Origin of the sequence: Tenacibaculum piscium (assembly GCF_021390715.1) — a bacterium.
In the GTDB taxonomy this organism is placed as follows: domain Bacteria; phylum Bacteroidota; class Bacteroidia; order Flavobacteriales; family Flavobacteriaceae; genus Polaribacter; species Polaribacter piscius.
Map to the genome: position 1 here is coordinate 1 of NZ_JAJGWT010000009.1, position 21585 is coordinate 21585.

Consider the following 21585-nt stretch of genomic DNA (forward strand, 5'->3'; position numbering starts at 1 on the left):
CTCGAATGATAGTTTTTTATTTATTTTATTATCATAAAATAAATAAAAAACTATCATTCGAGTGATTCTTTTTGAATAAAAACCACCTGAACTGATAGTTTTTTTATTGATTTAAATTATTATTTCTTAGAGGCTGTTTAAAAATTAAAGAAACTGTCAATTCGAGTGATTTTAATGACTAAAAGGAATTAAAATTGTATCGAGAATTTGAATTATTTTATCTTGATGAATTTTGATGCTAAAAAAGTTCTCGATACAATTTTTTTGAAGGAAAAAAATCACTCGAACTGACAGTTTCTTTAATTTTTAAACAGCCTCTAAGAAATAATAATTTAAATCAATAAAAAAACTATCAGTTCAGGTGGTTTTTATTCAAAAAGAATCACTCGAATGATAGTTTTTTATTTATTTTATTATCATAAAATAAATTATAATTTTTATAGGGTTAAAATTGCCAAACTTAGATTATTTATTTTTTGTTCATTTAGTTTCAAATCGGCTAAAATAGTTGGTGAATATGTCATGGCATTTTGATATTCTTTATCAAATAATTGTTGATAATACGCGACACCTTCTTGCAAATTTTTAGCAAATGTTTTTAGATATTTAATTTCTTTTAGAGAAGCTTCCGCGGTGGTTTCTTTTACTTTTTTCTTTAAAAAATCGATATAAATTGTTAATTCTTTGATGAAAAAATTAGGTCTTTCATTAGTCGTTACGTTTTTAGATTGTCCGTAAATTGCCTTTGTAATTTCGTTTAAACTCATCATTTTAGAGAAATAAGCGATATTTGGTCCAGGGCAAACCGACACTCCAGCACCTTCGGTTTTGGTATCTAAATCGTAGGCTAATAAAGCGGAAGTTCCTAAACCAACACAGGTACAACTTTTTTCGGTTATTTTGTTGAATTTTTCAGTATACTCTTCTTTTGATATTTTTTTTGATAATTTTTCGGTATCTAATTCTTTAATTTTCAGATGTTGAAATTGCCTTGATGCCGTACAAACACCTTTTTCATTAAATTCTTTATTTAAGGCGACAAATTTCTTTGGACAGGCACTTCCAGGTCTTCCTTTAGCGATATTTGAGGCTTTTTCTTGGTCTTTTGTATTTCCTTTTAAATTATTAAATGGCACGCCTAACGGAGAAATATCACTTAAATAAACATCGTCTTCTTTGGCTTTAATTAATTTATGGAGTGTTTGTTTATCAACCGTTGTTGCTTCTGGAACTAATAAAAAAGGCGTTCCCCAGCCTACTGAATCAATATTATAATGCTCCAATAAAAACTGATGTTCATCGGCAGTTCCTACGCCTCCTTGTGCCGAAATTTTAAAGGTTAAATCTTGTGTTGGAATTGTATATTCTTTTTGTTTTAAGGCGTTAAAAAGTAAACTTTGAATTGATTCATGCAATTCTTTTCGTTTGATTTTGAATTCTTCTAAAACAGGTCCTAATAAATAACCATCGGTTGCAAAAGCGTGTCCGCCACAGTTTAAGCCCGATTCGATACGATATTCTGATACCCAAATTCCTTTTTTCGCCAAAAATTTCCCTTGAATTAATGCAGAACGATAATCACTTACTTTTAGAATAATTCTTTTTTTAATAGCACCTTTTTCGTCAGGATAAAAATCTTTAAAACGTTCTAAATAAGCATATAATCGAGGATTCATTCCTGCAGAAAAAACGACTGATGAATTAATATCACTATTTGCAAAACCTCTTAAAGCGGCATGTGCATCGTTATATTCAATGCCTAATTTTTCATCTTTTTGATAATTATCTTTATCAATTTTGGTCATGATATTTACATCAATTTGCCCCATTGATAAATTTTCTTTTAACCAATCAGCAACTTTTTTAACATCAAAATTAGTACTTGTTACTTTTAAAAACTCTTGTTTTAATGATGATGAATCTGGAAGGTCTTCAAAAAATGCCGTAATATCTTGTTTTGTTTGCGTGATATTCTTTTTAAATTCTTCAAATTTTTCTTCAGAAAGTGTTTTCATCAAATTCAAATAAGAAGTAACTCTTTCTGCTCTAAAATCTTCCATTTTTTCGGTGATTTCATCGTATGGAATTTTAAATTTTAAAGAATACATTTTTCGTATTTTTTCCAACAAAATATCATCAACTAACGAAATAACAGAGTCTATTCCGAATCTCGAAACTTTTAAGGGCGAATCTATGGTGAATCCAATTCCCATCACTGGAATATGAAATGAATGTGTTTTTAACATACTTTATATATTATAGTTTAAAAAACGCAAGCTATTAGTATCTAAAATAGTATCATATGATAAATATCATACAAAAAAAACACAAAAAACCTTTTCAAAAAAGCTACAAAATTGCAACTATATTGAAAAGGTTTTATTTTTTAAATCTAAAAAAGATAATTTATATTGTTCTAAAATATTCTAAAACTTGCCTTGCATCTTCTTTTGTTAAATGCTGATTTGCCATTGGAACGCCTTTAAATTTCACTAATAACTCTTTAGCGATAGGATCTTTTTTAAGCATTTCTTCAGGATTTAAAATCATATTCATTACCCATTCAGGCGAACGTCTTTCTAAGATTCCCGCAGGACTTGGCCCAATAAATTTCTTACTTGCTTTATGACAAGAAGAACATTTGTTTTTAAATACTGATTTTCCTTTTTCAGCCATTGCCTTATCAATAGTTGTGGCAAGTTCTAACGATTTTACAGGACCAATTCCTTTATTTTTTAAATCGATAATCCCTGGTTTTTCTACCTTCTTTTCAGGTGCTTTTTCAACTGTTTTTTCAACTGCTTTTGTTACTGTTTTTCCAGAGCTATATGAAGGCGCTTTTTTCTCTTTTCCGCCACAACTCATAAATAATGCTACTAATAGTACTAAAAATACGTTTTGTAATTTCATCTGATTTTGTTTTATAGTATTTGTTAATTTTTGATTTTTTTAGCTACTTATTTACGCTTTCGTACCTCAAATTTAAAAAACTCGATTCCTTAAAAACATGACAAATGTCATAAAAAGATAACAAAATGTTATCAGCTGTAAAATATTTTTTCTTTAAAGAATATTAATTTTACATTATATAATTAAACAGTAACACTATTCCTATAATTATTGAAAATGATTATTTTTATTACATATATGATAAATATCATAAAAAAACATACTGTTATTTAGAATAAAAATAAATTATTTTAATATAAATTATTTTTTAATATAAATACACATCAACTAAATGATAGTTATATCAATAAAAAACACGCTTTATTGATACGAAAAGAGCTTGTAAAAATTTTAAAATAACAAAAAGCCTTATTTTAGCAGAAAAAAGCATGAATAATTTTTTAATTGGTATTGGTAAACGCATCAAAATCATCAGAAAAGAACAAAAATTGACTATTAGCGAAGTTGCTTCAAACGCAGGTGTATCGAATGGCTTAATTTCTCGAATAGAAAATGGAAGAACAATACCTTCTTTACCTGTTTTATTAGAGTTAATAAATGCTTTAAAAATTGATGTTAGTACTTTTTTTAAAGATATAGAAAATTCTCAATCAAGAAAATATATTCATATATCAAAAGAACAACAGCAATTAATTGAAAAAGAAGTTGAAGCGGAAGGATTTACTTACAATCATATTTTTAGTAAAAGTTTATCTGCCATGGGTTTTGAAGCTGTTATTTTAAATATAAACCCAAATTCTAAAAGAGAAAAAGTAGTTACTGATGCTTGGGAATTTAAATATATTATTAGCGGAAGTTGTACATACTATATTGGTGAAGATGAAATTGTTGTAAATAAAGGTGATTCGTTATATTTTAATGGAAAAATACCTCACGTACCTTTTAATCATACAGCACAAGACTGTACAATGCTTGTGCTGTATTTTTTTATTGATGCTAGTTAAATTTCTTATTCTTATAAAATATCTTTTAAATTTACCAACGATTCTAAAATATACGTTGGTTTTTCTTTTTCTAATTGTGCTTTTGTTTGTGCTCCTGATAAAACACCGACTGTAATTCCACAGCCTGCATTTTTTCCTTCTTCAATATCAATAGCAGAATCACCTGCTTTTAAAACTTTTGAAGCATCGGTAACCCCTAATAATTCCATAGCTTGAAATATCATATCTGGGTGCGGACGCCCGTTTACAACATCGCTTGCTGTAATTAAAGCATCATAATGTATTTTTTCATCCCACTTTAATTTATCTAATAATAAAGTAGCTGTTTTTCTATCATACCCTGTATTTAGAACTACTTTTATACCTTCCGATCGTAAATTTAGCAATACATTTTCAACTCCTTTTATCGGTTTTACTTCTAAAGTGGCATACGCAACTGTTAACAATTTTTTAAAATTATCAAAAATAATTTGAGAATCTTTTAATTTATCAGACTTTAAATGTGTTAAAACATCTTTAATTGCTTTGTGTTTTTCTTTTCCTGCTCCATACTCTAAAACCGTTTCTAAAGACACCTCAACATTAGCGGCTACAATTGCTTTATGCAATGTTTTATAAACTACATTTTGTTCATCCACTGTTGTTCCTGCCATATCAAAAACAACCATGTCTATTTTTCTCTTTGTTTCGCTCATCATCATCATTATTATTTGTTATTTATTAAATATTTTATTGATATTTTCTTTTGAAAACCCAGCACTCCCTGTCATTCCTTTTCCACCGATACCTGTTACAACATGCACATTATCACTTACGGCATATTCAAAAATATCTTTTTCTTTACATTGACTGTAAAAACCTGCCCATTTATATTGAATATCGTAAGTAGGTAAGTCTATTATTTTTTTAGCTTCTGCAATCATATAATTATCAATATCTTCATTTAAGTCAAAACCTAAATCATCGCTATTTTTTGCAGTTGCATATTCGTGAGAATCTCCTAAGATTACCGAACCATCTGTAGCTTGTTTAAATAAAATATGAACTCCATATTTTTTTTGAAAACTATCAGGATCTTCTTTTGCTTTAATTTGATCCCAAGAAGCACATTCTTCAAAAGCCTCATACCTTCGGATTGTTGAACCTGTTAAAATAGAACCATCTAAAGTGTAATTTTTTTGAGGTTTGGTTTGCATCATTTGTAATTTAGCAACTACTAAATCACTATTATTATAAATTGATGGATACAACGTTTTAAAATCTACCCCATTACAAATAATAACTTTTGATGCTTTATATAACACACCTATTGAAGATGTTATCACTACTTCATTATTTATTTCTTCCGTATTAATTACAGTTGTATTGTAATGAATTTCAATATTTTTTTCTGCGGATAAAAAAGAATGTAAACGATGAATCATCGTTTTTGGCTCTACGGTTACTTCTTCAGGAAAAAACAATCCTGCTTTACAATAATCTGCACGTAATCCTGCATATTTATCTAAACATTGTGCCTTTGTTAATAGATTTGAAGTATAATTATTGTTTTTATTAATTTGATGCAATTCTTCAATTAACTGAACCTCTTCATCATTAGAAGCTAAATAAACCGTACCATTTTGACGAATTGTAACATCAAACTGACTTTGAATATCTTTATAAATAGCTAAACTTTCTCTTCCATAATTTTGCCATTTTTGATTCATTCCTGAAGGTACTACTTGTCCAAAATTACGAACCGTTGCTCCTTGAGGCTTACTATCTCTTTCTAAAATAGCTACTGATAACCCTTTTTTTGCTGCGTGAAAAGCATGAAAAGTTCCTAAAACTCCTCCACCTATAACTATTAAATCATACTTATTGTTCATATACTAAATCTTTTAATTGTACTGGTTTTTTGTATTTGTTTTTAAAAAACTGAAAGCAATAAATTGTTATTGCTAATCCTATAAATGCTAGAAAATATAATGCTTGTGTAAAAAAGGAAAGCCAAGAAATATCTCCTTTTCCAAAATTTTTATAAAGAAGAATCAGAATGCTTCCTAAATATCCGAAGGCATCGGCTATGTAAATTAAGAAGCCTACGTTTCCGTTAATTTTAAAAGTTGCAATCATTCTATCAAAGAAAATTCCGTTAAAAGGTACGTAACAACTGTACAATCCTATTCCTGAAACGACCATCCAAACTAATGGTGTAATAACTTGTTGTTGATATAAATATGTTGATACCAAAATTGAAATACATCCAATAATCAACACATAATGATAATACATAAAGGCTTTATAATTTTTAGTAACACTGCCTATCATCCCTAAAACAACCAATACAATAATCGCTATTGGTATTTCAGAAATACTATAAATAGAGGCATCTGTATAGCCTAAAGAATCCCATATTTCTCTGGCAAAATTGTCTCTAAAATCTCTAATTGATGTTAATAACATAAAGAAAAATACAATGAAAGTTAAAGGCAATGCGTATTTTTTAAACAACAGCTTTCTTTCTTGTTTATTTAATGGATTTCTTACTGCTTTTAATAATTGATCTTCGGTTGTTGGTGGTGGTAATTTTTCTAACATCCAGGCAAAAAATAATAATGGAAGTATAAAAAATAATCCTGTAATAAATGGCATCCAATATTCATCAAACTGAAATTTATCTAACACCATTTTCCCTATTGTTTTAACAGCTCCTGAGGAAACTATAAAACTAGAGGATAAGATTACTCCTAATAATTCGGTAGCTTTTCTTCCTTCTAGATAAGAAAATACAATTCCCCAAATCATTCCTAATGGTAATCCGTTTAAAAATAAAAAGAGAATATTATAAGGTGCTGGAATAACAGCAAAACCTAACAATGCTAATTCTGCTGAAAAAATAAAACCAACTAAATAAAGCATCCTTTTATATGATTTCATTTCTGAAATTACTTTTATACCTATAAATTTTGATAATGTATAGCCAATCACTTGAGCTACGATTAATAAAATTTTATAATCAACTCCCCAAAAAGCTAAGTTTTCAAATGTTGCTACCGTAAAAGGCTTTCTAAAAGCGTACATACAGAAATAAGTACCAAATGCCGCTATCGAGGCTTGTAATAAAAAACGTAAACGCATGAGTTCTTTTTTTTGACAGAATTTAGCTCTCAATTTCTTGAGAGCCTACTTCCGCGTTTAATTCAAAATACTTAAAGACTAAACTTAACACCAATGTTTCCTTTAACACCGTAGTATTCTACTTGTTTCGGGCGGTCTTGGCTTTTACCGTAATGATAAATAAGGGGGTTATTTAAAATATTATTGAAATCAGTATATATTGTCCATTTTTTTCCTATTTGATAAGATGCTGAAAAATCTAACGTATTATATTTTCCGTAATACACATCATCAATATCTCTTTCACCGTAAGCAATCGCATATTTTCCTTTATGATTAAAAGCTAATCGAGTATTAAATCCACCTTTTTCAAAAAATAACTGTGCATTAAATAAACTACCCGCTTGATAAGCCATCGCTACTTTTCTACCACTTGCTTTTGTCATTTCAGAATCCATAAACGTAGCGTTTAATTGTGTTCCAAAATATTTTAAAAAGCCTGGTAAGAAATCAAAACGTCTGTTAATTCCTAATTCTACACCACCAATCCATGATGCTGCTCCTCCGTTTACAGGAGTTGTAAATTCAACACCTTCTTTTCCGTTATAAGTTCCTTGATAGGTATCATTATAAATAATATCTGTAATCGATTTATAAAAAACACCTGCATTGATAACACCAACATTTTGGAAATAATATTCTCCTAATAAATCAAAATTCCATGAAAACGTTGGATTTAAATCCGGATTCCCTCCTTTAAATTCATTATCATAAGAAATAAAAGTTCCTGATGGAGAAATATCTCCAAAATTAGGTCTTGAAAAACTTCTTGTTGCTGCAAAACGGATATTTAAATCTCTTTGAGGAGAATATTTAACATGTAACATTGGTAATACTGCCCAATATTTTTTAGTCTTTATTGATTTTTTCAAAGCATCATTTTCAACAACATATCCTGATACTTTTGTTTCAGTTTTCGTTGCTCTTAATCCTCCTAAAATAGTCCACTTTTCAGAAGATTTTAAAGTTCCCATACCATAAAAAGATAAATGAGTTTCATCAACATCAAAATTTCTTCCTAATCCACTATTATATTGTAAAGCTGATGAATCATCTTCTAAAACACTTAAATTTTCTTTGTTTGATGTCCAAAAATTATTCATTCCTTGAGTAGATAAAACAGGTCCAAAAGTTGATTGAATATTAGAACCCATTTCATTTAAATAGTCTGCGCGACCTGGTTGTTCAATAATATATTGAGAAGAATCTGATAACATTGGAGTTTCTCCTGCGCCATTCCATCCGTAGTATAAATCTTCAAAAGTTGCTCTACGATCTTTATCTCTATATTTAGTTCCTACTTTAATTTTGAAGTTATCATTAACAGTATGTTCATAATTTAATGAGGATACAATGTTATCTCTTTCTTTTATTGATATTTTATATAATTCTAAATCTGAAAACTTCATTTGAGTTGCATCCATTTTAAATTTAGAATCGCTAAAAAATCCAAATAAAGCATCGGTATCATTATAATCTAATTTTCCACCGTCTGCTTTCCAATAAGCTCTATCATCACCAGCTCCTCCATTTTCTTTAGAACGATTATCTAAATAATTTGAATTTATACCGACACCATCTTGCTTAAACTTTACAACAAAATAACTTTTATCTTGAGCTGTTGGCGTATTTCCGTATCTAAATTCATTAGCATAAGAAGCAATACTCCAATCGAATTTTCCATTTTCAACAAGATGTCTTCCTCCTATTTCTTTTCCAAAAAGCTCTGTAATTAATTCGTTATGTATATTTTGTAATTCTACTCTTGTAGTACTTGTTCCTGAATCGAATTTATCAAAACGAATTCTATGTTTATAATGTTCTTCAGTATCCGATAAAGTTCCATAAACTCCTCTAAAATACATTTTATGAGCAGGTGTAAAATTATATTCCATCGCTGCATTTATACCAGTAGTAATTCTTACCCCATTATAATCTCTTAATTCCATTCTAAAAACACCTTCGTCTCCTTTTCTACGTGCTTCAAAATTATCAGTACCCCAACTTCTATTCCAATAAGAACCGTTTACGATATATCCGAATTTACCATCTTTACTTTTGTTACCAATGGTTAAAGAAGCATTGTAAATTGGTTCACCCGATTTTTCATTAAAACCTCCACCAATATTTACATTTAAAAGTTTTTTAGCTGGTGCTGTTTGTGTGATAAAGTTTACACCTCCACCAATACCGTCTGATTCCATATCAGGCGTATATGCTTTAGCTGCTTGTACGTATGAAATTAATTCTGATGGAAAAAAATCAAAAGCCGTTGCACGTGAAGTCGTTTCTTCTTCGGCTGTTGGAAGTCTATTTCCATTAATAGTTGTTGATGTCCAAAAAGGAGGCAATCCTCTTACGGATACAAAACGTCCTTCACCTTGATCTCTTTCAATAGATAAACCTTGAATACGTTGTACTGTTTCGGCTGCATTACGATCTGGTAATTTACCAATACCATCCGAAGCAATCACATTCATTATACTCATTGATCTTTTTTGAATACTTAAAGCTTTCGCTTCACTATTTCTTCTTGATCCTACATTAATAACAACTTCCTTTAATGCTTGTGAAGATGGTAATAACGCAACTACACCTATATTTTTACTAGCACTACCAATAATAGAAACGTCTACTATTTTTGTTTGAAAACCGATATAAGAAATTTCTAATTTTATGGTCCCATTTTTCATTTTATTTATCACAAATTTACCATCAAAATCTGTGTAGACTCCTTTTGTCGTTTCTGCTACCGAAACACTAGCTCCTGGTAACGGAAAATTACCATCAGTTATAATCCCTGTAATAATTGATTCTTGTGAAAAAACAGCATTACTAATAAAGAGAATTAGTATCGTATTTAATAAAAGTTTAAAATTATTCATTTGTTTAGTTTTACAATAGTTAAATTACCTGATACAAATCACGCTATTTTTTTACTATTTGTAAACTTTTAAAAGTTAAGAAAACTTTTATAAAAAGATATTTTAATGTTAGATAATTGTTAATTAAGTAATTATATTCTTTAAATTAACAATTCTAATATTAGCTTTTTTACATAAAGTTACGCCTGTTAAAATAAATCATATAATTAGTTCGTACTTTTGTACGCTACATAAACTATAGTAATTTTACACTTATTAATACAATAATGATAATACAAGACTTAGTGGGTAGTTATACTATAATTGGTAATAACCAAGATGCAGAAAAACATTCTTATAAAGGAGTACTTTCTTTACAACTTGATATGAATAATCGAATAGTTGCTAAATGGTTCATCAATAATGAACAAGAACAAACTGGTTCAGGTTTTTTTAATGATAATATATTAGTTATCAATTTTAACTATAAAGGAGAAGATAACAATACTTATAAAGGAGTTGTGGTTTACAGATGCATTTCTAAAGATATTTTAGATGGATTTTGGTCTGAAAAACATGGAAACCCACTATTTTTAGGAAAAGAACGTTGTTTTAGAATTGATACAGAAAATACTCACTTAAATTAATAATACTATGAAATGTCCTTGTAACCCAAACAAAAATTATACTGATTGTTGTGAAATAGCACATAAAAACATTCAAGATGTTTTAACTGCAGAACAATTAATGCGCTCACGATACAGTGCTTTTGCCTTAGCTAATGTCGATTATTTACATAAAAGCCATCATTCAAGTACTCGCCCATCGAAAGAAGAAAATAAAGAAATTTTACTTTGGACAAAATCTGTTGCTTGGGTTAAATTAGAAATCATCAATACAAATAAAGGTGCAGCTTCCGACATTATAGGAAATGTAACATTTGAAGCTTTTTTCAAAGAAAATAATAAAATTAATAGCATAAAAGAGAATTCTTCTTTCTGTAAAGAAGATAATCATTGGGTATATTTAATAGGAAAATAAATATTTTTTGGATAAAAAAGGATAAAAGATATAGATTCTTTTTAAAAAAAGTTTATATTTGACACCGTGTTAAACAACAGAACAAATATCACTTCTTTACCTATCGTAGCTCCTACGATAAATTCTGTTGGCACTATTATTTCTACCATCATTATTACCCTTTAGGGGTTATTTTTATACATATCATTCCGATTCTATTTATATTTTTCAAATACTTGAAAAACAGGTAAATAACAACTTATATTTTTTATTCTATTATTAAAACATTAAAAACATTTTTTTAAGATGAAAATTTTAAAATTTGGAGGCTCATCAGTCGCTAATAGTGAAAACATTCAAAAAGTAATTCAAATCGTTTCAGCTGCTTCAGCAAAAGATAAAGTAGCTGTTGTGGTTTCTGCATTTGGAAAAACGACTAATAAATTAATTGCCGCAGCAAACAAAGCTGCCAATAATGACCCATCGTATATTGTACTTTTTAACGAAGTTACCGAGCATCATACACAGGTAATTTCCGATTTAATTTTTAAAGAAAAGCAATCAGAGGTTCAAGAAAAAGTAAACACCTTATTTAATCAATTACAAACTTTATTAGAAGGTTGTTTTTTACTAAGTGAAGTTACGCCAAAAACAATGGCTACTATTAGTGGTTTTGGTGAGCGTTTATCATCTTATATAATTTCTGAAGTTGCTAAAAACACTTTAAATGCTAGTTATAAAGATAGTAGAGAGCTTATTATTACTTCTAATGTTTTTGATAAAGCACAAGTAAATTTCGCTATTACCAATAAAAACTGTCAAGATTTTTTTAAAAATAACCCGCATCAAGTTACGGTTTTACCAGGTTTTATTGCCAAATCTGAAAATGGCTTAACCACTACTTTAGGAAGAGGTGGTTCTGATTATACAGCAGCTATTTATGCGGCAGCGTTACAAGCAAACGAACTTCAAATTTGGACAGACGTAAGCGGAATGTACACCGCAAACCCAAGTATTGTAAAACAAGCCTTTCCGATTCCTGAAATTTCGTATCAAGAAGCTATGGAATTATCACATTTTGGCGCAAAAGTTATTTACCCACCAACCATACAACCTGCACTCGAAAAGGAAATTCCTATTGTTATCAAAAATACTTTTGAGCCAAGTAATCCAGGTACTTTAATTGCAAAAGATGTAAAAAGCACCAACCTTGTAAAAGGAATTAGCCATATTGAAGATATTACCCTGTTAACCCTAGAAGGTACAGGAATGATTGGCGTATCAGGGATTTCAAAACGCTTGTTTGAAACACTTTCGAACCAAGATATTAGCGTAGTTTTAATAACCCAAGCTTCTTCGGAACATTCGATTTGCGTTGGAATTTACGATCAAGATGCTCAAAAAGCAACCAAAGCAATTAATGATGCTTTTGAAATTGAAATTGAACGCAAAAAAATAAAACCCGTTATTGTTGAACAAGGCTTGGCTATCTTAGCATTGGTGGGCGATAACATGAAAAATCACCAAGGATTAAGCGGACAAATGTTTAGCGCTTTAGGAAGAAATAACGTAAATATTAGAGCAATTGCTCAAGGTGCTTCTCAAAAAAATATTTCGGCAGTTATCGATAGTAAAGATGCTAAAAAAGGATTAAATACCTTGCACGAGCAGTTTTTTGAAGAAAAATTAAAACAACTGAATTTATTTGTAACAGGTGTTGGAAATGTTGGTGAACGCTTTTTAGCACAAATACATCAGCAAAAAAAGTATTTGAAAGAACATTTAAAAATGAAAGTTAGAGTGATTGGTATCGCAAACTCTAAAAAAATGACTTTTGATACCAATGGTATCGATTTAAATAATTGGAAAGATGCTTTAAATAACGGAGAACCTGCTACTTTAGATGATTTTTTCAATAAAACAAAAGATTATAACCTACGTAACGCTGTTTTTGTAGATAATACAGCAAATCAGCAAGTATCTGAAATATATGAACAGTATTTACGCAATAGTATTGCCGTAGTTACTTGTAATAAAATAGCGTGTGCATCTAGCTTAGAAAACTACAAAATATTAAAAGCTGTTTCTAGAAAATATAATGCACCATTTTTATTTGAAACCAATGTTGGCGCAGGTTTACCAGTTATTGATACACTTAAAAACTTAATTGCTTCTGGTGATAGAGTTCAAAAAATACAAGCTGTTTTATCTGGAAGTTTAAATTTTGTTTTTAATAACTTTAATGAAAATACTACTTTTCATGATGTTGTTGCTAAAGCTCAAAAAGAAGGATACACAGAGCCTGATCCAAAAATTGATTTAAGTGGTGTTGATGTTGCTCGAAAAATATTAATATTAGCTCGTGAAAGTGGTTATGAATTAGAATTATCTGATATTGATAATAATGCTTTTTTACCTGAAAAAAGTTTAAACACGACTAATAATGATGATTTTTACGCTAGTTTAACAGAATTTGAAGCTCATTTTCAAAATATTTTTAAAGAAGCTAACGATAAAAACTGTCGTTTAAAATATGTAGCTGAATTTGCTGAGGGTAAAGCTAAAGTAGGTTTACAGCACATTCCTGCCGATCATCCTTTTTACAATTTAGAAGGAAGTGATAATATTGTGTTATTTTTTACTGATAGATATCCTGTAAATCCTTTATTGATAAAAGGTGCTGGAGCTGGTGCAGATGTTACTGCTTCTGGTATTTTTGCTGATGTAATTCGTATAGGAAATCGTTAATATTATTTTTATATCAATAAAAAATCATACAAACACATCAACTAAAAAATGATTATTATTGTTTTTTAGTTGATTTTAATTGCAAAAAAAGATGGAATATATAAAAATATTTGCTCCAGCAACAGTTGCTAATGTTTCTTGCGGATTCGATTCTATGGGATTAGCCGTAGATACCATGGGAGATGAAATGACTTTTACCAAAACAATAGAAAAAGGCGTAAAAATAACAGCAATTACAGGTGCTGATGGTTTAAGTTTTGATCCAACAAAAAATGCTGCAGGAGTTGTTGCTTTGGCAATGCTAGAAAAACATCCTGTTGATTTTGGTATTGAAATAACCATGCATAAAGGTTTCTCTCCAGGAAGTGGATTAGGTAGTAGTGCAGCAAGTTCAGCTGGTGCTGCTTTTGGTGTAAACGAACTGCTAAACAGGCCTTTTTCTACATTAGAATTGACAAAATTTTCTATGATAGGCGAAGAAGCTGCTTGCGGTACTCCAATTGCAGATAATGTTTCGGCGGCTATTTATGGCGGTTTTGTGCTCATCCGAAGTTATGAACCTTTAGAAATCATAAAATTACCTGTACCTAGCGAATTACGATTAGTTGCCATACATCCACAAATTGAAGTAAAAACTAAAGATGCTCGTGAAGTTTTACCTGATAACGTATCTTTAAAAAATGCCGTTACTCAATGGGCAAATGTTGGCGGATTAGTAAGCGGTTTATATACAAATGATTATCAATTAATCAGTAATTCGTTAACTGATGTAATTGTTGAACCTGCCAGAAAACACTTAATTCCTAATTTTGATTTAGTTAAAAGCGAAGCCATTAAAGCAGGTGCTTTAGGTGCTGGAATTTCAGGTTCTGGACCAACTATTTTTGCTTTATGTAAAGGTGATGATGCTGTTAAAAAAGTACACAAAGCCATCCAAAATGCGTATGCTGATAAAAATATTAACTTCACATTATTTTCATCAAAAATAAATACTGAGGGAATCAAAATTTTAGAAACTAAATAAAATAACGTTATCGTAAATAAACAAAGTAATTTTGTTTGATTTAAAATGACATTAAAAAAATAAAAATGAATTATTATAGTCTTAATAAAAAATCGTCAAACGTTAGTTTTCAAGATGCTGTAGTTAACGGATTAGCTCCTGATAGAGGTTTGTATTTTCCTGAAAGTATAACACCTCTTTCTTCTGATTTTATCAAAAATATTGATAACTATTCTAATGAAGAAATTGCTTATGAAGCAATTAAACAATTTGTTGGCGATGAAATTCCTAAGGATGTTTTACAGAATATTATTAAAGAAACACTTTCTTTTGATTTCCCTGTTGTTTCTATTGAAGAAAACGTAGCAACTTTAGAGCTTTTTCATGGTCCTACCATGGCTTTTAAAGATGTTGGTGCTCGTTTTATGGCACGCTGTTTAGGTTATTTTAATAGAAATAATAACGACCAACTTACTGTATTAGTGGCAACTTCTGGTGATACTGGTGGTGCTGTTGCCGATGGATTTTTAGATGTAAAAGGTGTAGACGTTGTTATTTTATATCCAAGCGGAAAAGTAAGTGATGTACAAGAAAAACAATTAACAACTTTAGGTAAAAACATTACTGCTTTAGAGGTTAATGGTGTTTTTGATGATTGTCAAGACATGGTAAAAACAGCTTTTTTAGATGCTGAAATTAGCCGTACTTTAACCTCTGCAAATTCAATTAACGTTGCTCGTTGGTTACCGCAAATGTTTTACTTTTTCTTAGCTTATAAGCAAATACACAAGCAACAAAAAGATGTTGTATTCTCTGTACCAAGTGGAAATTTCGGTAATATTTGTGCAGGAATGATGGCTCAAAAGTTAGGATTACCTATTAAACATTTTGTTGCTTCAACAAATATTAATGATACCGTTCCTAATTATTTAAAAGATGGAGTTTACACTCCAAAACCATCAAAAGCAACTATTTCAAATGCTATGGATGTTGGAAATCCTAGTAATTTTATCCGTATTCAAGAAATTTTTGAAAATAATATCGAAGCTTTAAAAAACACATTTTCTTCATATTCATTTTCTGATGATGAAACTCGTGAGGCTATGAAATTAATCCATAAAAATAGTGGATATGTTGCCGATCCTCATGGAGCTGTTGGTTATTTAGGAGCTAAAGAATATCAAAAAACAAATGCAGATGCCTTGTGTATTTTCTTAGAAACTGCACATCCTGTGAAATTTTTAGAGGTTGTTGAAAATACTTTAGATATAACTGTTGCCATTCCTGAACAGATTAAATCGGTTATGGATAAAGAAAAAACAACTATAAAAATGAGTACTTATAACGATTTAAAAAGTTTTTTAAATTCGTAATATTTTTCACATAAAATTATTTTTTAAACCGTTGGTTATTTAAAAATTAGCCAACGGTTTTTTAATTCTTTATCTTTTCGACTAAAAATAAGAGCAAAAAGTAAAAAATAGCTCAAAATAAATTGCTTTAAAAATAATAGTACCTCTTAAAAAAACCATAAAAAACTAACAATCAAACAGTAAGATTAAATTTGTACAATCGATGGAATTTACCTAATTTGCAATACGCAAAAAAAACAACAACTTTATGTCGATTGAAATCACCCGTCTTTTTGACTTCCCATATCACTTGAAAGAAACTTATAATTTAGATAAAGCTTTTAGCACTAAATATAATGGTACATGGGAATCTATTTCTACTCAAGAATATATTGATAAAGCCAATACAATTAGTAGAGGTTTACTACGTTTAGGCGTACAACCGAATGATAAAATTGCGGTAATTTCTTCAAGCAATCGTACAGAATGGAATATTTGTGATATCGGTATTTTACAAACTGGTGCGCAAAATGTACCTATTTATCCAACTATTTCAAAAGAAGATTACGAGTATGTTTTAAATCATTCTGAATCAACATATTGTATTGTTTCTGATGAAACCGTTTTAGAAAAATTAAATCAAATTAAAGGAAATACAAAGTTAAAAGGTGTTTTTACTTTTGATGCTATTGCCAATGAAAAAAGTTGGAAAGAAATTTTAAAACTTGGTGAAGATACAAGCAACCAAAGCCAAGTAGAAGCGAGAAAAAAGAAGGTTACCTCTGATAGTTTAGCAACCTTAATTTACACATCTGGAACTACAGGAAAACCTAAAGGTGTTATGCTTTCTCACGGTAATATTGTTGCCAATGTATTGGCGAGTGAAAAAAGAGTTCCATTAACATATGGGCAAGAACGTGGACTGAGTTTTTTACCTGTTTGTCATGTTTTTGAACGCATGATTTTATACTTATATCAATATTGTGGAGTTTCTATTTATTTTGCAGAATCGATTGAAAAACTAAGTGAAAACGCTCAAGAAATTAAGCCACATGTTATGACGGCAGTTCCTCGTTTATACGAAAAAATTTACGATAAAATTTATGCCAAAGGAGCTGATTTAACAGGTATCAAAAAGAAATTATTCTTTTGGGCTATTGATTTAGGACTTCAATATGAACCATACGGAGCGAACGGTTGGTGGTACGAAAAACAATTAAGTATTGCTCGTAAACTCATTTTCTCTAAATGGCAAGCTGCTTTAGGAGGTGAATTAAAATTAATGGTTTCTGGTTCAGCTGCCTTACAACCTCGATTAACCAGACTATTTACCGCCGCTGGAATGCCTGTTATGGAAGGCTACGGACTTACCGAAACCTCTCCTGTAATTAGTGTAAATGACCTTAGAGATGGTGGTTTTAGAATAGGAACCGTTGGTAAAGTTTTAGATGGAATCGACTTAAAATTTGCTGATAGTGGCGAAATTTTAGTAAAAGGTGCTAACGTAATGTTAGGCTATTATAAAGATCCTGAAAAAACTGCAGAAGTTATAAAAGATGGTTATTTTTATACCGGTGATAAAGGAGAATTAGATACTGATGGTTTCTTAAAAATTACAGGACGTACCAAAGAAATGTTTAAAACTTCAGGAGGAAAATATATTATTCCACCATTATTAGAAGGTGAATTAAAAGAATCTCGTTTTATTGAACAAGTAATGGTGATTGGTGAAGGCGAAAAAATGGCATGTGCTCTTATTCAACCAAATTTTGATTTTGTAAAAGAATGGGCTTTAAGACATGGAATTGAATTAAAGTCAAATGAAGAATTAATTAAAAATCAACAAGTTATTGATCGTATTGAAAAAGAAGTCGCTTTATGTAATACACATTTTGGAAAATGGGAAACCATTAAAAAGTTTGAATTAACTGCCGATGAATGGTCTATAGAAGGAGGACACCTTACCCCTACTTTAAAAATGAAACGTAACGTTATTAAAGAAATTTATAAAGATTTATACGAAAAAATTTATAGAAGTTAAATTTTTATTATTTGATATACTTTTCAAAAGTGTACTCAAAAAAATATATTAAAAAAGTGTTGTGATAAGCAACACTTTTTCTGTTTTTATTTATTATTTTATTTAAAATTATGCCTAAATTTATTGAATTTACTTCGGATATTAGTAATATTGAAATTCCTGAAAAATTTGATTATCCTCATAATTATACGCCGCATATTTTAGCCAAAATTGCTTCAGAAGAACTACAAGAATATTTAAAAATTCAAACCGATTTTTCTCATAATTTTCAAGATTTAGGAAAAATGTTTGGCGTTTTAATCGTTAAAAACAAGCAAAATAAAATCGGTTATTTAAGTGCTTTTTCAGGAAAAATTGCTCAAAGTACACAGCACAAACAATTTGTTCCGCCCGTTTATGATGTCTTAAAAGAAAATGGTATTTTCTTACAAACAGAAAAAGTAAACAATCAAATTAATCAGGAAATTTTAATTTTAGAAAATAATTCAGCGTATCTAAAAACTAAAAAAAACTTCCTAATTCAGCAAAAATCTAACGAAAATTTATTTCAAGAAGAACAAAAAATCCTCAAAAAAAGACGACAACTAAGAAAATTAGAAGCAAAACAAGATAATCAACAAAATATTAATGAAGAATTTTATCTGCGAGAATATCAAATTTATTTAAAAGATAAAATTCGTCCTTTAGAAAAAAAATACACCGATTTTCAGCAGCAAATTGAGCAATTAAAACAACAACGAAAAGAACTTTCAGCATCAGGACAGCAAGAAATATTTAAGCAATATCAGTTTTTAAATGCTGAGAAAAAAACAAAAAATTTAACCGATATTTTTAAAAATTCAACCCAAAAAATTCCCGCAGGAGCAGGCGATTGTTGCGCGCCAAAATTATTACAATATGCGTTTTTAAACAACTTCACTCCTATTTGTATGGCGGAATTTTGGTGGGGAAGCCCGTTAGCGACATCAGTTCGAAAACATAAAAATTATTACGATGCTTGTTCTGGAAAATGCAAACCGATTTTAAAACACATGCTTCAAGGAATTGCAGTGCATCAAAATCCTTTACTTCTCGAGAATCAAGAAAATACAAAAAAAGACACACAGAAAGACAGAAAGACAGAACTCGAAATTATTTTTGAAGATGCTTATTTAGTCGCTATTAATAAACCAACAGGATTATTATCCGTAGCTGGAAAAGAAATCAGTGATTCAGTGGAAAATCGTATTCAAAAAAAACACCCAAATGCCTTGATCGTTCATCGATTAGATAGGCAAACTTCTGGAATTTTACTGATTGCAAAAACATTAGAAATATATAAAAAATTACAAATACAATTTATAAACAAAACAATTAAAAAGCGTTATGTAGCGGTTTTAGATGGGGTTTTATCCGAAGAAAAGGGCGAAATAAATTTGCCGTTAAGAGTCAATTTAGAAGATAGACCTAAACAATTGGTTTGTGAACTTCACGGAAAAAAAGCACTTACAAAATGGGAAATTATCAAAATTAAAAATGCTAAAACCTACGTTTATTTTTATCCAATTACAGGAAGAACACATCAATTACGAGTACATTCGGCACATTATTTAGGCTTAAATTCCCCCATTATTGGCGATGATTTATATGGAAAAAAAGCAAATCGCTTATATTTACACGCTCAAAAAATTAGCTTTATACATCCTGTTTCAAAAAAAATCGTAACTTTTGAAACTCCTACACCTTTTTAATTATTTCTTAGAACCTGTTTAAATTTCATCTGAAAAAAAATAGTGGCAAAAAATGACGGCAAAAGAGTACGCCAAGGGGTTGAAACACCTTGTTTTAAAAATAAAAATGCGTCAAAGGGATTTTATTTCAGTTTCTCATCCTGATTTGCAACATTTTTTAGCTTTTTTTAGCTCATTTTAACAAGGGGTTTTAACCCCTTGCCTTTTTTCAGATGAAATTTAAACAGGCTCTAAAAGGAATTAAAATTGTATCGAGAATTTGAATTATTTTATATTGATAAATTTTAATTGACTTTATTAAATAAGTTCTCGATACAATTTTTTTGAAGGAAAAAAATCACTCGAACTGACAGTTTCTTTAATTTTTAAACAGGCTCTTAGAACCTGTTTAAATTGTAAAAAATAATTAAACTACATATTTTGTTTTTTTCATGGTACTTAACACTAATAATGACGCTAAAAAGAAAACCGCCAGACATAATACGCTCCATTGCATCGAATCTGTAATGGCATATAATGCTCCGTAAACCGAAGTTCCTAGAACAATGGCTATTTTTTCCGTAACATCATAAAAACTAAAATAAGTGGCGTTATCTTGCGTATCTGGCAATAACTTTGAATATGTCGAACGAGTAAGCGTTTGAATTGCACCCTGAACCAATCCTAATAAACCGCCTAATCCATAGAAATACATTCCTACATTTTCTTGTGATTTATCCAACGAAAAAGCAAAAAAACATACTAGCATCCAAATGATAATCGTTATTTTTAAAGCAGTAATATTTCCAAATTTCCCTGAAATCCTCGAAAAAATATAAGCCCCCAAAATAGCGACAACTTGCACCAATAAAATAGTCAAAATCATATTAAAAGTGGGTAAATTTAATTCTGATGAACCAAAAATTGCTGCCATTAAAATAATCGTTTGTACTCCGATACTCAAAAAGAAAAAGGATATTAAAAAACGCTTTAAAGTCGGATAATTTAAGACTTCTTTATATACCGTTTTTAACTCACTGTACCCTTTCCAGATATAATCGTTATCGGGCTGTTTATTGTAAATATCGTCGGGTAGTTTTTTAAAGGTAATTTGTGCAAAACTAATCCACCAAAGCCCGACCATCACAAAAGAAATACGAGATGCCATACCCGATGTAATCCCAAATAATTCAGGTTTTTGAATCAATATTAAATTGATAATCAACAAAATAACAGAACCAACATAACCATAAATAAAACCTTTTGCACTGGCTTTATCTTGTTGTTCTGGCAAGGCTACTTCGGGTAAATACGCATTGTAAAATACCCAACTTGCCCAAAAACCAATACTTGCTAAAATGGTAAATAAAATACCAATCCAAACAGTAGCAACACCTTCAAAAAAGAATAAAGCGATTACCGATAAACCACCCATCCAACAGAAAAATTTCATAAATTTTTTCTTACTTCCTGTGTAGTCGGCAATTCCTGATAAAATTGGCGAAATAAGTGCCACCACTAAAAAAGAAAATGACAACGCATAGCTATATAAACTATCAGGATGTTCCCAGTCCATTCCTAAAAAACGGACTGTTTTTCCTTTGGTTACCGCACTATAATACAACGGAAAAACTGCCGTACTAATCACTAGTGAATATACTGAATTTGCCCAATCGTAAAACGCCCACGCATTGATTAACTTTTTATCGCCTCTTTTATACATATATCTTAAAATAAAAAAACCGTTCGTAATAACAATAAATTATTACGAA

15 protein-coding genes are annotated in these 21585 nt (G+C 29.9%); 8 read left to right on the forward strand and 7 right to left on the reverse strand.

Annotated features, from left to right (window positions below):
• Positions 1–437 precede the first annotated feature (437 nt).
• Complete coding sequence (locus tag L0U77_RS09075; RefSeq protein WP_233901055.1) at positions 438–2246, reverse strand: hypothetical protein; 1809 nt, start codon at positions 2244–2246, stop codon at positions 438–440.
• 160 nt (positions 2247–2406) lie between these two features.
• Positions 2407–2910 (reverse strand): c-type cytochrome, encoded by a 504-nt coding sequence (locus L0U77_RS09080; RefSeq protein WP_193700029.1) that lies wholly within the window; start codon positions 2908–2910, stop codon positions 2407–2409.
• 428 nt (positions 2911–3338) lie between these two features.
• Between L0U77_RS09080 and L0U77_RS09085 the strand changes: the two genes are divergently transcribed.
• Positions 3339–3914: a helix-turn-helix domain-containing protein gene (locus L0U77_RS09085; RefSeq protein ID WP_101917140.1), complete on the forward strand. Its 576-nt coding sequence runs from the start codon at positions 3339–3341 to the stop codon at positions 3912–3914.
• Between the two features lie 11 nt (positions 3915–3925).
• On the opposite strand, the gene L0U77_RS09090 is transcribed toward L0U77_RS09085, so the two are convergent.
• From L0U77_RS09090 to L0U77_RS09105, 4 genes are all read right to left on the reverse strand, one after another.
• Positions 3926–4609, reverse strand: coding sequence for a phosphonatase-like hydrolase (locus tag L0U77_RS09090; RefSeq protein WP_420895226.1), 684 nt, complete (start codon positions 4607–4609; stop codon positions 3926–3928).
• A gap of 18 nt (positions 4610–4627) precedes the next feature.
• The gene (locus L0U77_RS09095; RefSeq protein WP_233901057.1) at positions 4628–5785 is read right to left on the reverse strand and encodes a TIGR03364 family FAD-dependent oxidoreductase; all 1158 of its coding nucleotides are present in this window, start codon (positions 5783–5785) and stop codon (positions 4628–4630) included.
• Positions 5775–7037 carry a DUF5690 family protein gene (locus L0U77_RS09100; RefSeq protein WP_198912857.1) on the reverse strand — a complete coding sequence of 421 codons (1263 nt, stop codon included), beginning with the start codon at positions 7035–7037 and terminating at the stop codon, positions 5775–5777. Before L0U77_RS09100 ends, L0U77_RS09095 begins: the two co-directional genes overlap by 11 nt.
• 71 nt (positions 7038–7108) lie before the next feature.
• Positions 7109–9961, reverse strand: a complete 2853-nt coding sequence (locus L0U77_RS09105) for a TonB-dependent receptor (protein ID WP_101917142.1) — start codon at positions 9959–9961, stop codon at positions 7109–7111.
• Positions 9962–10227: 266 nt separating this feature from the next.
• On the opposite strand from L0U77_RS09105, the gene L0U77_RS09110 reads away from it, so the two are divergent.
• From L0U77_RS09110 to L0U77_RS09140, 7 genes are all read left to right on the forward strand, one after another.
• Positions 10228–10587, forward strand: a complete 360-nt coding sequence (locus tag L0U77_RS09110) for a hypothetical protein (RefSeq protein ID WP_193700031.1) — start codon at positions 10228–10230, stop codon at positions 10585–10587.
• 7 nt (positions 10588–10594) lie between these two features.
• A complete protein-coding gene (locus tag L0U77_RS09115; protein ID WP_233897174.1) occupies positions 10595–10981 on the forward strand; it encodes a YchJ family protein in 387 nt (128 codons plus the stop codon).
• A 285-nt stretch (positions 10982–11266) separates the two neighbouring features.
• Positions 11267–13708, forward strand: a complete 2442-nt coding sequence (gene thrA, locus L0U77_RS09120; protein WP_233901058.1) for a bifunctional aspartate kinase/homoserine dehydrogenase I — start codon at positions 11267–11269, stop codon at positions 13706–13708.
• Between the two features lie 91 nt (positions 13709–13799).
• The gene (locus L0U77_RS09125) at positions 13800–14732 is read left to right on the forward strand and encodes a homoserine kinase (protein ID WP_233901059.1); all 933 of its coding nucleotides are present in this window, start codon (positions 13800–13802) and stop codon (positions 14730–14732) included.
• Positions 14733–14797: 65 nt separating this feature from the next.
• Positions 14798–16084, forward strand: coding sequence for a threonine synthase (gene thrC, locus L0U77_RS09130; RefSeq protein WP_233897171.1), 1287 nt, complete (start codon positions 14798–14800; stop codon positions 16082–16084).
• Positions 16085–16331: 247 nt separating this feature from the next.
• Positions 16332–18104 carry an AMP-dependent synthetase/ligase gene (locus tag L0U77_RS09135; protein ID WP_233897170.1) on the forward strand — a complete coding sequence of 591 codons (1773 nt, stop codon included), beginning with the start codon at positions 16332–16334 and terminating at the stop codon, positions 18102–18104.
• A 110-nt stretch (positions 18105–18214) separates the two neighbouring features.
• The gene (locus L0U77_RS09140; protein WP_233897169.1) at positions 18215–19834 is read left to right on the forward strand and encodes an RluA family pseudouridine synthase; all 1620 of its coding nucleotides are present in this window, start codon (positions 18215–18217) and stop codon (positions 19832–19834) included.
• 406 nt (positions 19835–20240) lie between these two features.
• Here the strand turns inward: L0U77_RS09140 and L0U77_RS09145 are convergent, their stop codons facing one another.
• Positions 20241–21536, reverse strand: coding sequence for an MFS transporter (locus L0U77_RS09145; protein ID WP_233897168.1), 1296 nt, complete (start codon positions 21534–21536; stop codon positions 20241–20243).
• Positions 21537–21585: the final 49 nt, after the last annotated feature.